The following is an 11582-nucleotide window of genomic DNA, read 5'->3' as shown; positions in this document are numbered from 1 at the left end:
AACCTTGGTACAGGCAGGCCGGGGATTCCCTCTTTTATTGCTCTCGGAGATGGATCTCCAGCCGCCAGCGGTCATCGACCTCGCTACCGGCCCACTCGCCCAGCAGTGGCCGGGCCGCCACCACCGTCAGCAACAACCCCCCATCACTCGAACGCACGCGCCAGTTCACGTCTTTGCCGTTGAGCTTGAGCTGACCTTTCTGCACCTTGCCTTCAGCCTCGAACAGCAACGCAAGACTGCCGTCGACGATCTCGCCGTGGGACTTGGGTTCGTTGTTGAACCACACCACCAGCCCGTCGCTCGTCACGTCGACCTGCTGCAATTGGCTGGGGTCAGGCGTGGTCAGGCGACCAATCATCAGGCCGACCATCACCCCGACAATCGCCAGCGAACCGATGACCCGCGGGAATAGTTTCGAACGGTTGTCCACGGGCGGCGTAGAATGCCGCTCATCTTTACCTTCGGAGCCGTGCATGTTTCACGTCATCCTTTTCCAACCAGAAATTCCGCCGAATACCGGCAACGTTATCAGGCTGTGCGCCAACAGTGGCTGCCACCTGCATTTGATCGAGCCGCTGGGCTTCGAGATGGACGACAAGCGCCTGCGCCGGGCCGGCCTCGATTACCACGAGTACGCCACCCTGCAACGCCATGCCGACCTCGCCAGTTGCCTGGAAAGCCTCGGTCATCCACGGCTGTTCGCCTTCACCACCAAGGGCTCGCGGCCGTTTCACGACGCCAGCTTCGCCGAGGGCGATGCGTTCCTGTTCGGCCCGGAAAGCCGTGGCTTGCCAGCCGAAGTGCTCGACGCCCTGCCCGGCGAACAACGCCTGCGCCTGCCGATGCGCGAAGGCTGCCGCAGCCTGAACCTGTCGAACACCGTGGCCGTCGCGGTGTATGAAGGCTGGCGTCAGCTCGGTTTCAAGTAACACACATAACAAATGTGGGAGCGGGCTTGCTCGCGAAGGGGCCATAACATTCAACATCATCGTTGACTGTTACACCGCTTTCGCAAGCAAGCCCGCTCCCACATTGGACTTGCGTTGACTCAGGACCGTTTACTGAACGGTCGGAGTCTCGCCAGCCGCCTGCATGCGTTGCAGTTCTTGTGCGTACAGTGCGTCGAAGTTCACCGGGGCCAGCATCAGGGCCGGGAACGAACCGCGGGTCACCAGACTGTCCAGGGTTTCGCGAGCGTACGGGAACAGGATGTTCGGGCAGAACGCACCCAGGGTGTGGCTCATCGAAGCGTCGTCCAGGTTCTTGATCAGGAAGATCCCGGCCTGTTGCACTTCAGCAATGAACGCCACTTCGCCGTTTTCACCGTTTTTCACGGTCACGGACAAAGTCAGCACGACTTCGTGGAAGTCGCCTTCCAAGGCCTTTTGACGGGTGTTCAGATCCAGACCGACGCTCGGCTCCCACTGCTGGCGGAAGATCGCCGGGCTTTTCGGGGCTTCGAAGGACAAGTCACGTACGTAGATGCGCTGCAAGGAGAATTGCGGTGCGGTTTCTTCTTCGCTAGCTGCAGTGTTCTGTTGGTCAGTCATCTCAGATCCTTTCTGATCTTTGGTCTTTTAGGGTTTGCTGTTCTTGGGTGCTTAAGTCAGGCCTTGAGCATGGCGTCGAGCTTGCCGGCGCGCTCAAGGGCAAACAAATCATCACAACCGCCAATGTGGCGCTCGCCGATCCAGATCTGCGGCACGGACGTACGCCCGGCCTTCTGAGCCATGGCGGCGCGCACCTGCGGCTTGCCATCGACCTTGATCTCTTCGAAGGCCACGCCTTTGTTCTCGAGCAGGTACTTGGCTCGCGAGCAGTAAGGGCAGTAATCGCTGGAGTAGACGACGACGTTGCTCATATCACTTCACCAGCGGCAGGTTGTCGCCTTTCCAGCTGGAAATCCCGCCGGACAGCTTGGCGGCGGTGAAGCCGGCTTTCAAGAGTTCGCGAGCGTGAGTGCCGGCAGTCTGGCCTTGGGCATCAACCAGGATGATGGTCTTGGCCTTGTGCTTTTCCAGTTCGCCGATGCGAGCGGTGAGTTTGTCGTGAGGAATGTTCAACGCGCCAACGATGTGGCCAGCGGCGAAATCCTTGGTCGAACGAATGTCGATCACCACGCCTGCGTCCTTGTTGACCAGCCCGGTCAGCTCGCCGGTGCTCAGGCTGCGGCCGCCGCCTTTCATCTCATGGGCGATCAGCAGAGCCAGCAGAACAACGAAAATACCGGCCAGCAAATAGTGGGTGGTGGCAAATGCAATCAGGTGATCAAGCATTTAAGGTGGTTCCAGGGCGTTAAAAGTGGGCCAGTATACACAGCCCCTATGGTGGGCCAAACCCCGTCCGGCGGTGACGCGGTCGGAACTTCGCTTTAAACTGCCACTCCCTTTTCCATCGCCCTCTTTTTAACTCAGCCACGAGTGGAATCCATGACTACCACGCCTAAACCTTTGGTCCTGATCATTCTCGATGGCTTCGGTCACAGTGAGAGCCACGAAGCCAACGCCGTGTACTCGGCCAAGAAGCCTGTCCTGGACCGTCTGACCGCTACCGTACCGAACGGTTTGATCTCGGGCAGTGGCATGGACGTCGGCTTGCCCGACGGCCAAATGGGTAATTCCGAGGTCGGCCACATGAACCTCGGTGCCGGCCGTGTGGTGTATCAGGACTTCACCCGCGTGACCAAATCGATCCGCGACGGTGAATTCTTCGAAAACCCGACCATTTGTGCCGCCGTGGATAAAGCCGTGGCTGCCGGCAAAGCCGTGCACTTCATGGGCCTGCTGTCCGATGGCGGCGTTCATAGCCACCAGGATCACTTGGTCGCCATGGCCGAACTGGCCTTCAAGCGCGGCGCCGAAAAAATCTACCTGCACGCCTTCCTCGACGGTCGCGACACACCGCCGAAAAGCGCCCAGTCGTCCATCGAACTGCTCGACGCAGCGTTCCAGGCCCTGGGTAAAGGCCGGATCGCCAGCATCATCGGCCGTTATTTCGCCATGGACCGCGACAACCGCTGGGATCGCGTCTCCGAGGCCTACAACCTGATTGTCGACGGCAATGGCGAATTCAACGCCGCCACCGCCCAGGAAGGTCTGCAAGCGGCCTATGAACGTGGCGAGAGCGACGAATTCGTCAAAGCCACTTCCATCGGCGAGCCGGTGAAAGTCGAAGACGGTGACGCCGTGGTGTTCATGAACTTCCGCGCCGACCGTGCCCGTGAACTAACCCGCGTGTTTGTCGAAGACGGTTTCAAGGAATTCGAACGGGCTCGCCAGCCGAAACTGGCCGGTTTCGTCATGCTGACCCAATACGCCGCCAGCATTCCTGCGCCTTCGGCCTTCGCCGCCGGCAGCCTGGAAAACGTGCTGGGCGACTACCTGGCGAAAAACGGCAAGACCCAACTGCGCATCGCCGAAACCGAGAAGTACGCCCACGTGACCTTCTTCTTCTCGGGCGGTCGTGAAGAACCGTTCCCGGGCGAAGAACGCATCCTGATCCCGTCGCCAAAAGTCGCCACCTATGACTTGCAGCCAGAGATGAGCGCCCCGGAAGTCACCGATCGCATCGTCGATGCCATCGAAAACCAGCGTTTTGATGTGATCGTGGTCAACTACGCCAACGGCGACATGGTCGGCCACAGCGGCGTGTTCGACGCGGCAGTCAAAGCCGTTGAATGCCTGGACCTGTGCGTCGGCCGCATCGTCGATGCCCTGGAAAAGGTGGGTGGCGAAGCGCTGATCACTGCCGACCACGGCAACTGCGAGAAAATGTCCGACGAAGAAACCCACCAGGCCCACACCGCTCACACCACCGAGCCGGTGCCGTTCATCTATGTCGGCAAGCGTGACTTCAAGGTTCGCCATGGCGGCGTGCTGGCGGACGTGGCGCCGACCATGCTGATGTTGATGGGCCTTGAGAAACCGAAAGAGATGACGGGTACTTCGATTCTGGTGTAATCGGTCTATCAAACACCGAAATACCCTGTGGGAGCGGGCTTGCTCGCGAAAGCGGTATGTCAGTCGACATCAATGTTGAATGACATACCGCTTTCGCGAGCAAGCCCGCTCCCACATTGGTTTTGGGTGTTTTTCAGGCCAGTTATCACACAGTCCGAAATGGGCATTTTTTTTGCGGCGCTTGCCGGGCATACTAGGCCGTCCCTTTCCCTGGTATCACCCGCCTCTATGCTTCGCGTCCTGATAGCCCTCGCTCTGACTTGCCTGCTCCAACCGGCCTTTGCTGACGAGCGCGCGCAAACCCAACAACAGTTGGACGCTACGCGTCAGGACATTGCCGAGCTGAAAAAACTGCTGGGCAAGCTGCAGGAAGAAAAATCCGGTGTGCAAAAGGACCTCAAAGGCACCGAGACCGAGATGGGCAAGCTCGAGAAGCAGGTCGACGCGCTGCAAAAAGAGCTGAAGAAAAGCGAATCCGAGCTACAGCGACTCGATGGTGAGAAAAAAACTCCAGAGCGCGCGCATTGAACAGCAACGACTGATCGCCATTCAGGCCCGAGCGGCCTACCAAAGCGGTCGTCAGGAGTACCTCAAGCTGCTGCTCAACCAGCAAAACCCGGAAAAATTTGCCCGCACCCTCACTTATTACGACTACCTGAGCCAGGCCCGCCTGGAGCAGCTGAAGAATTTCAACGAAACCCTGCGCCAACTGGCCAACGTCGAAAAAGACATTTCCATGCAGCAGGCGCAGTTGCTGGTACAGAAAAGCAGCCTCGACAGCCAGCGTGACGAACTCGACAAGGTCCGCCAGGAACGCCAAAAAGTCCTGGCCAAGCTCAATGACGACGTAAAGGCTCGCGATCAGAAGCTCGCCACTCGCGAGCAGGATCAGGCAGACCTGTCTAAAGTCCTTAAAACCATCGAAGAAACCTTGGCCCGCCAGGCCCGTGAGGCAGAAGAAGCGCGACAAAAAGCGCTGATCGCCCAGCAGGAAGCCGAAAAAAGCGTTTACGTGAGGCTCAGGCTCAGGCAGATGCCACCACCGATGCCCCACGCAAACCCGCTAAATCGACACCCGGCGCGCTGGTTTCAAGTTCTGGCGAGACCTTTGGCGGCGCATTTGCTTCAGCCCGCGGCAAACTTCCATGGCCAGTTGATGGTCGACTGTTGGCACGCTTCGGCGAAAGCCGCGGCGACGATGCCCGGACCAAGTGGGACGGCGTAATGATCAGCGCCTCCGCCGGCAGCCAGGTGCATGCCGTGCACGGTGGCCGCGTGGTGTTTGCCGACTGGTTGCGCGGTGCCGGGCTGCTGGTGATTCTGGACCACGGCAACGGTTTTTTGAGTCTTTACGGTCACAACCAGACGCTGCTCAAGTCTGCGGGTGACGTGGTTAAAGCCGGTGAGTCCATCTCCACTGTCGGTAACAGTGGCGGGCAGGACACACCAGCGCTGTATTTTGCAATTCGTCAGCAGGGTCACCCGAGTGATCCAGCGCAATGGTGCCACGCGCAAGGATAGGCGTTGAGTCACCTACATTAGGAGTTCGTTCGACATGCTGCATTTGTCCCGCCTTACCTCGCTGGCCCTGACGATCGCCCTGGTGATCGGCGCGCCTCTGGCGTTTGCCGCTCAGCCTGCCCCGGTAGCGGCGCCAGCTCCTGCACCTGCGGGCACGGCTGCGACCACCAAGGCGCCATTGCCGCTGGAAGAGTTGCGCACCTTTGCCGAGGTCATGGACCGGATCAAGGCTGCCTATGTCGAACCGGTAGACGACAAGACCCTGCTGGAAAATGCCATCAAGGGCATGCTCAGCAACCTCGATCCGCACTCCGCCTACCTGGGCCCGGAAGACTTCGCTGAACTGCAGGAAAGCACCAGCGGCGAATTCGGCGGCCTGGGCATCGAAGTCGGCGCCGAAGACGGTTTCATCAAAGTGGTTTCGCCAATCGATGACACCCCGGCTTCCAAAGCGGGCATCCAGGCCGGCGACTTTATCGTCAAGATCAACGGCGCCCCGACTCGCGGCCAGAGCATGACCGAGGCCGTGGACAAGATGCGCGGCAAGCTCGGCCAGAAGATCACCCTGACCCTGGTTCGCGATGGCGGTACGCCGTTCGACGTGACCCTGGTCCGCGCCACCATTCAAGTGAAGAGCGTCAAGGCTCAGCTGCTGGATTCGGGCTACGGCTACATCCGCATCACCCAGTTCCAGGTCAAGACCGGCGAAGAGGTTTCCAAGGCCCTGGCCAAGTTGCGCAAGGACAACGGCAAGAAGCTCAACGGCATCGTCCTCGACCTGCGTAACAACCCGGGCGGCGTGCTGCAAGCGGCGGTTGAAGTGGTCGATCACTTCATCACCAAGGGCCTGATCGTCTACACCAAGGGCCGCATCGCCAACTCTGAACTGCGCTTCTCTGCCACCGGCAAAGACGAAAGCGAAGCCGTGCCAATGGTCGTGCTGATCAACGGCGGCAGCGCCTCGGCGTCGGAAATCGTCGCCGGTGCCTTGCAGGATCAGAAACGCGCAGTGCTGATGGGCACCACCAGTTTCGGCAAAGGCTCGGTACAAACCGTGCTGCCGCTGAACAACGACCGCGCCCTGAAGATCACCACCGCACTGTACTTCACGCCGAATGGTCGCTCGATCCAGGCCCAGGGCATCGTGCCGGACATCGAAGTGCGCAAGGCCAAGATCACCAACGAGCAGGATGGCGATTACTTCAAGGAAGCCGATCTGCAAGGTCACTTGGGCAATGGCAACGGCGGCGCCGACAAACCGACCGGTTCCGGCAGCAAAACCAAAGCCAAAGCCATGCCGCAGGATGACGACTACCAACTGGCCCAGGCCCTGAGCCTGCTCAAAGGGCTGAGCATCACCTCCGGCCGCTGAGATGCGCCTGCGGTTTTTCCTCGTCCTGTTGTGCTGTCTGGCGGGTGCTGCTCACGCAGATCCCGCCAAGTCATCGCCTCACAAGGCTTACCTGACACTGATCATCGATGACCTGGGGCAAAACCTGCCCCGGGATCGTCGCGTGCTCGCCCTGCCCGGCCCGGTGACCACGGCGATCATGCCCGACACACCCCATGCCGCCGAATTCGCCCGCGAAGCCCATCGTGCCGGCAAGATCGTCATCCTGCATATGCCCATGGACCCGGCCACCGGCCCGTTCGCCTGGCATCCTGACCTTCCCCTCGAAGAGCTGGAAAAACGCCTCGACGCCGCGTTCAAGGCTGTGCCCTATACCGCCGGCATCAACAATCACATGGGCAGTCGCATGACCGCTCAGCAACCGGCCATGGCCTGGCTGATGGCGGAGCTGCAGCGTCGGCACAAGTTCTTCGTCGACAGCCGAACCAGCGCGCAGACGGTTGCAGCGGCCGAGGCCCAGAAGATTGGATTGGCCAGCGTTTCGCGGGATGTGTTTCTCGATGATGAGCGCACAGAAGCCGCGATCTTCACTCAGTTACAGACTGCGATCAGCCTCGCGCACAAGCAGGGTTCGGCGGTGATGATCGGGCACCCATATCCGCAGACGCTGGCGGTGCTGGAGCGGGAGTTGCCGAAGCTGAAGGCTCAGGGCATCGACTGGATTGATATCAAGTTGATGATCAGCGTGCGCAGCAACAAGGCGATGGCTGGGCATGGAAAGGATGGGGTGTACCGGTAATCTGCCACGCCTCGCTCCCACAGGGTTTTGTGTGGAGCCCGGTTTGTTGATGGGTCCTAGAGATACTTCGCCATGATCTCGTCCACCACACCTTCTTTGCGCAACTGATCCAGCGCCGCTTGCAGCTTGGCAACGGTTTCGTCCGGCACATCCTTGTTCAGCGCCAGGTACAACTCGGCGCTGTTGAACCGCAGCACAGTCTTAAGCCCCGTCACGCCATCCTGCCGAGCCAGGTACCGCCCCGCCGGATCGCCTGTGGCCCACAGATCAATCTGGCCGTTGACCAGTTTCTTCGCGTTGTCCTGATCCCGCAGCACCACAATCGTCTTCAGACCTTGCTTGGCCAACGTCTCGGCAATCGCATCACCCTTGTAGGCGCCGATCTTGTACTTGCGCGCCTGTTCCAACGTTTCGAGGGTGATTTTGCTGTCTGCCTTGGCCAGCATGATCCAGTCGTCCGGACCGATAGGGCCGACCCATTTGAAGAGCTTCTCGCGGTCCGGCAGCCGCGCCATCACGAATACGCCGTAACCGGGTTTTTCGAGGGCGATCTTGTAGATTCGCTCCCAAGGGAAACGTAGCGTCAGGCTGTAGGTGATGTTGGCGCGCTTGAACATCTCGCGGACGATGTCCACGGCGATGCCATTGATGTTCTCGTCTTGAGCAAAGTTTTTGCCATTCATCGCCATGTTGTACGGCGGGAAGTTTTCGGTCAGCAGCACCAGGTCGGTGGCAGGACTTTCTTCAGCGTGGGCTGCATTGATGAGCAATACAGAGGCGCTGGCGAGGACGAGAAGAAGACGTTTGAGCATGTCGGGCTACCGGAATCCATGGCGTGCCCAAGAGTGCCTTGAGCCCGCCATGCTGTCCACTGGCCTGTATGTTTAGCGCATCACGATTCCGCGATGAGCCATGTAGGCCTTGGCTTCCTGCACAGTGTATTCGCCGAAGTGGAAAATACTCGCCGCCAGCACCGCACTGGCGTGGCCTTCGAGGATGCCGTCGGCCAGATGCTGCAAGTTGCCGACGCCGCCGGAGGCGATCACCGGAATACCCAGCGCATCGCTGATCGCGCGGGTGACACCCAGGTCGAAGCCGTTTTTCATGCCGTCCTGGTCCATGCTGGTCAGCAGGATTTCACCGGCGCCCAGGCCTTCCATCTTCTTCGCCCATTCAACGGCGTCGAGACCGGTCGGTTTGCGGCCGCCGTGGGTGAAGATTTCCCAGCGCGGGGTTTCGCCCGGCAGTGAAACCTTCTTCGCGTCGATGGCGACGACGATGCACTGCGAGCCGAAATGCTGCGCGGCTTCGCCGACGAACTCCGGGTTGAACACCGCGGCGGTGTTGATCGAAACCTTGTCCGCGCCGGCATTCAGCAAGTTGCGAATGTCCTGCACGGTGCGCACGCCACCGCCGACGGTCAGCGGGATAAACACCTGGCTGGCCATGCGCTCGACGGTATGCAGCGTGGTGTCGCGGCCATCGACGCTGGCGGTGATGTCGAGAAAGGTAATCTCGTCGGCACCCTGCTCGTCGTAGCGGCGGGCGATTTCCACCGGGTCACCGGCGTCGCGGATGTTCTCGAACTTGACGCCCTTGACCACCCGGCCGTTGTCCACGTCCAGGCAAGGGATGATGCGTTTGGCCAGCGCCATGGTCAGTCCTCAGCCTTTGTACGAATCGCAGAAAGCTTGCGCTTCAGCGACGTCGAGGGTGCCTTCGTAGATCGCCCGGCCGGTGATCGCGCCGATGATGCCTGGCGCCTTGGCGTCGAGCAGCGACTTGATGTCACCGAGGTTGTGAATACCGCCGGACGCGATCACAGGAATACGCGTGGCAGCGGCCAGCGCCGCGGTGTACGAAACGTTGCAGCCCTGCATCATGCCGTCTTTGGCGATGTCGGTATAAACGATCGCGGACACGCCATCAGCTTCGAACTGCTTGGCCAGGTCGATGACCTGAATGGTGCTGATTTCGGCCCAGCCGTCGGTGGCGACGAAACCGTCTTTCGCATCCAGACCAACAATCACTTTGCCCGGGAACGCGCGGCAAGCTTCAGCAACGAAGGCCGGGTCTTTCACGGCTTTGGTGCCGATGATCACGTAGCTCACGCCCGCTTTCACGTAGTGCTCGATGGTTTCCAGGGAACGGATACCGCCGCCGATCTGGATCGGCAGGTTCGGGTAGCGCTTGGCGATCGCGGTGACCACTTCGCCATTGACCGGCTGGCCTTCGAAGGCGCCGTTCAGGTCGACCAGATGCAGACGGCGGCAACCACCCTCCACCCACTTGGCAGCCATGCTCACCGGGTCATCGGAGAACACCGTGGAATCTTCCATGCGGCCCTGGCGCAGACGAACACAGGCACCGTCTTTGAGATCGATAGCGGGAATAATCAGCATCTGGCAAACCTTCAAATTCGATTGTTCAGCTTCGCTCGAAAATCAGTTTTTCTCGAGCGCCCACAGGTCGCTTTCGATGCTTTCGAACCTTTCTTTAAGGTGCGTCTGCACATCGAAAATCGCCCTGTTGTAATAGTGCGGCGCAATTTCGCGGGTAAACAGCTCAAGGATTTCCCCCGCTTCGAACGAACCCAGGTCCAGTTCGAAACGATCCTCCATGAACCGCTTGATCTTGTGATTGGCCTCGTTCTCCTGTTCGGGAGTGAGGGTCAGGATCGGCGGCTTCTTCTTGACGGCCATTTACCAGCGACCATCCCACGCGGCGAAGTTCTGCAGCAATTGCAGGCCATGGGTATGGCTCTTCTCCGGGTGGAACTGCACGGCGAAACGCGAGCCATCGGCCAGCGCCGCAGCGAAATCGACACCATAGTGACCGCCACCCACCACTTGCCGCGCATTGCCGGCAGCGATGTAGTAGCTGTGCACGAAGTAGAAACGCGCCAGGTCCGGAATGTTGTGCCACAGCGGGTGATCCACCGTCTGCTTCACTTCGTTCCAGCCCATGTGCGGGACTTTCAGGTGTTCGCCGTCTTCATGCAGGTCTTTGCCGAAGAACTTCACCGCGCCCGGGAACAGGCCGATGCAGTCAACGCCTTCGTTCTCTTCACTGCTGTCGAGCAAGGCTTGCATGCCGACGCAGATGCCGAGGAACGGACGGTCCTGGCTGACTTCACGCACCAGCGAGTCGAAGCCCAGGCGACGGATCTCCGCCATGCAGTCGCGAATCGCGCCGACGCCGGGGAATACCACCCGGTCGGCTTCGCGAATCACATCGGCATCGCTAGTGATCAAGACCTTGCCGGCACCGACGTGCTCGAGGGCCTTGGCCACCGAGTGCAGGTTGCCCATGCCGTAATCGATAACCGCGACCGTCTGCATTACAGAACGCCTTTGGTCGATGGCATCTGACCGGCCATGCGGTCATCCAGCTCTACAGCCATGCGCAGGGCGCGGCCGAAAGCCTTGAACACGGTTTCGATCTGGTGGTGAGTGTTGGTGCCACGCAGGTTGTCGATGTGCAAGCTGACGAGAGCATGGTTGACGAAGCCCTGGAAGAATTCCTGGAACAGGTCAACATCGAAGCCGCCAACGGTGGCGCGGGTATAGGGAACGTGCATCTGCAGGCCAGGACGGCCGGAGAAGTCGATCACCACGCGCGACAGCGCTTCATCGAGCGGTACGTAGGCGTGGCCGTAGCGACGGATGCCTTTTTTGTCGCCGATGGCTTTGGCAAAGGCCTGACCCAGGGTGATACCGACGTCTTCCACCGTGTGGTGGTCGTCGATATGCAGGTCGCCCTTGCTGACAATATCCAGGTCGATCAGCCCGTGACGGGCGATCTGGTCGAGCATGTGCTCAAGAAAAGGTACACCGATATCAAATCGGGCCTTTCCGGTGCCATCCAGGTTGATCGAGGCTTTGATCTGGGTTTCCAGAGTGTCGCGCTCGACAGACGCCTTACGTTCGGCCATCACCAGCTCCGCAAAATC

At 59.9% G+C, this 11582-nt stretch carries 14 protein-coding genes and 1 pseudogene; 5 read left to right on the top strand and 10 right to left on the bottom strand.

The window, feature by feature from the left end:
* Positions 1-34: 34 nt before the first annotated feature.
* Entirely contained in the window at positions 35-475 is a 441-nt protein-coding gene (locus RHM58_RS10205; protein ID WP_322270263.1) for a hypothetical protein, read from the bottom strand.
* On the opposite strand from RHM58_RS10205, the gene RHM58_RS10200 reads away from it, so the two are divergent.
* The gene (locus tag RHM58_RS10200; RefSeq protein WP_007949025.1) at positions 474-929 is read left to right on the top strand and encodes a tRNA (cytidine(34)-2'-O)-methyltransferase; all 456 of its coding nucleotides are present in this window, start codon (positions 474-476) and stop codon (positions 927-929) included. The genes RHM58_RS10205 and RHM58_RS10200 overlap by 2 nt on opposite strands.
* 129 nt (positions 930-1058) lie before the next feature.
* Here the strand turns inward: RHM58_RS10200 and secB are convergent, their stop codons facing one another.
* From secB to RHM58_RS10185, 3 genes are read right to left on the bottom strand one after another with little or no spacing between them, the layout of a single operon-like run.
* Positions 1059-1550 carry a protein-export chaperone SecB gene (gene secB / locus RHM58_RS10195; protein WP_027922165.1) on the bottom strand — a complete coding sequence of 164 codons (492 nt, stop codon included), beginning with the start codon at positions 1548-1550 and terminating at the stop codon, positions 1059-1061.
* A gap of 56 nt (positions 1551-1606) precedes the next feature.
* On the bottom strand, positions 1607-1861 hold the full coding sequence (gene grxC, locus RHM58_RS10190; RefSeq protein ID WP_010464569.1) for a glutaredoxin 3: 255 nt from the start codon (positions 1859-1861) through the stop codon (positions 1607-1609).
* A gap of 1 nt (position 1862) precedes the next feature.
* On the bottom strand, positions 1863-2276 hold the full coding sequence (locus tag RHM58_RS10185; RefSeq protein ID WP_201199846.1) for a rhodanese-like domain-containing protein: 414 nt from the start codon (positions 2274-2276) through the stop codon (positions 1863-1865).
* Positions 2277-2429: 153 nt separating this feature from the next.
* On the opposite strand from RHM58_RS10185, the gene gpmI reads away from it, so the two are divergent.
* From gpmI to RHM58_RS10165, 4 genes and pseudogenes are all read left to right on the top strand, one after another.
* Complete coding sequence (gene gpmI, locus RHM58_RS10180) at positions 2430-3959, top strand: 2,3-bisphosphoglycerate-independent phosphoglycerate mutase (RefSeq protein WP_322270256.1); 1530 nt, start codon at positions 2430-2432, stop codon at positions 3957-3959.
* A 228-nt stretch (positions 3960-4187) separates the two neighbouring features.
* A pseudogene (locus RHM58_RS10175) lies at positions 4188-5480 on the top strand (murein hydrolase activator EnvC family protein).
* Between the two features lie 34 nt (positions 5481-5514).
* Positions 5515-6852, top strand: coding sequence for a S41 family peptidase (locus tag RHM58_RS10170; protein ID WP_201199843.1), 1338 nt, complete (start codon positions 5515-5517; stop codon positions 6850-6852).
* A gap of 1 nt (position 6853) precedes the next feature.
* On the top strand, positions 6854-7630 hold the full coding sequence (locus RHM58_RS10165) for a divergent polysaccharide deacetylase family protein (RefSeq protein WP_322270253.1): 777 nt from the start codon (positions 6854-6856) through the stop codon (positions 7628-7630).
* 56 nt (positions 7631-7686) lie between these two features.
* On the opposite strand, the gene RHM58_RS10160 is transcribed toward RHM58_RS10165, so the two are convergent.
* The 6 genes from RHM58_RS10160 to hisB form a co-directional block, all read right to left on the bottom strand.
* Entirely contained in the window at positions 7687-8442 is a 756-nt protein-coding gene (locus tag RHM58_RS10160) for a substrate-binding periplasmic protein (protein WP_322270251.1), read from the bottom strand.
* Positions 8443-8514: 72 nt separating this feature from the next.
* Positions 8515-9285, bottom strand: a complete 771-nt coding sequence (hisF, locus tag RHM58_RS10155) for an imidazole glycerol phosphate synthase subunit HisF (RefSeq protein WP_007949037.1) — start codon at positions 9283-9285, stop codon at positions 8515-8517.
* 9 nt (positions 9286-9294) lie between these two features.
* Positions 9295-10032, bottom strand: a complete 738-nt coding sequence (gene hisA, locus RHM58_RS10150; RefSeq protein WP_201199840.1) for a 1-(5-phosphoribosyl)-5-[(5-phosphoribosylamino)methylideneamino]imidazole-4-carboxamide isomerase — start codon at positions 10030-10032, stop codon at positions 9295-9297.
* A gap of 42 nt (positions 10033-10074) precedes the next feature.
* Positions 10075-10332 (bottom strand): DUF2164 domain-containing protein, encoded by a 258-nt coding sequence (locus tag RHM58_RS10145; protein WP_095167374.1) that lies wholly within the window; start codon positions 10330-10332, stop codon positions 10075-10077.
* A complete protein-coding gene (gene hisH / locus RHM58_RS10140) occupies positions 10333-10971 on the bottom strand; it encodes an imidazole glycerol phosphate synthase subunit HisH (protein ID WP_201199839.1) in 639 nt (212 codons plus the stop codon).
* Positions 10971-11564, bottom strand: a complete 594-nt coding sequence (gene hisB, locus RHM58_RS10135; RefSeq protein ID WP_003218037.1) for an imidazoleglycerol-phosphate dehydratase HisB — start codon at positions 11562-11564, stop codon at positions 10971-10973. The genes hisH and hisB overlap by 1 nt, the downstream gene beginning before the upstream one ends.
* Between the last annotated feature and the right edge of the window lie 18 nt (positions 11565-11582).

It is taken from the genome of Pseudomonas sp. 10S4 (assembly GCF_034344865.1).
Taxonomy (GTDB): Bacteria; Pseudomonadota; Gammaproteobacteria; order Pseudomonadales; family Pseudomonadaceae; genus Aquipseudomonas.
The sequence above is the reverse complement of the archived record's forward strand: the minus strand, read 5'-3'. Positions and strand labels throughout refer to the sequence as shown.

What these genes read in the sequence shown, in the direction of transcription:
- RHM58_RS10200 (WP_007949025.1), top strand. Translation starts at nt 474, where the DNA reads ATGTTTCACGTCATCCTTTTCCAACCAGAAATTCCGCCGAATACCGGC.
- grxC (WP_010464569.1), bottom strand. Translation starts at nt 1,861, where the DNA reads ATGAGCAACGTCGTCGTCTACTCCAGCGATTACTGCCCTTACTGCTCG.
- hisF (WP_007949037.1), bottom strand. Translation starts at nt 9,285, where the DNA reads ATGGCGCTGGCCAAACGCATCATCCCTTGCCTGGACGTGGACAACGGC.
- RHM58_RS10160 (WP_322270251.1), bottom strand. Translation starts at nt 8,442, where the DNA reads ATGCTCAAACGTCTTCTTCTCGTCCTCGCCAGCGCCTCTGTATTGCTC.
- RHM58_RS10185 (WP_201199846.1), bottom strand. Translation starts at nt 2,276, where the DNA reads ATGCTTGATCACCTGATTGCATTTGCCACCACCCACTATTTGCTGGCC.
- RHM58_RS10205 (WP_322270263.1), bottom strand. Translation starts at nt 475, where the DNA reads ATGCACGGCTCCGAAGGTAAAGATGAGCGGCATTCTACGCCGCCCGTG.
- hisA (WP_201199840.1), bottom strand. Translation starts at nt 10,032, where the DNA reads ATGCTGATTATTCCCGCTATCGATCTCAAAGACGGTGCCTGTGTTCGT.
- RHM58_RS10170 (WP_201199843.1), top strand. Translation starts at nt 5,515, where the DNA reads ATGCTGCATTTGTCCCGCCTTACCTCGCTGGCCCTGACGATCGCCCTG.
- hisB (WP_003218037.1), bottom strand. Translation starts at nt 11,564, where the DNA reads ATGGCCGAACGTAAGGCGTCTGTCGAGCGCGACACTCTGGAAACCCAG.
- RHM58_RS10145 (WP_095167374.1), bottom strand. Translation starts at nt 10,332, where the DNA reads ATGGCCGTCAAGAAGAAGCCGCCGATCCTGACCCTCACTCCCGAACAG.
- secB (WP_027922165.1), bottom strand. Translation starts at nt 1,550, where the DNA reads ATGACTGACCAACAGAACACTGCAGCTAGCGAAGAAGAAACCGCACCG.
- gpmI (WP_322270256.1), top strand. Translation starts at nt 2,430, where the DNA reads ATGACTACCACGCCTAAACCTTTGGTCCTGATCATTCTCGATGGCTTC.
- hisH (WP_201199839.1), bottom strand. Translation starts at nt 10,971, where the DNA reads ATGCAGACGGTCGCGGTTATCGATTACGGCATGGGCAACCTGCACTCG.
- RHM58_RS10165 (WP_322270253.1), top strand. Translation starts at nt 6,854, where the DNA reads ATGCGCCTGCGGTTTTTCCTCGTCCTGTTGTGCTGTCTGGCGGGTGCT.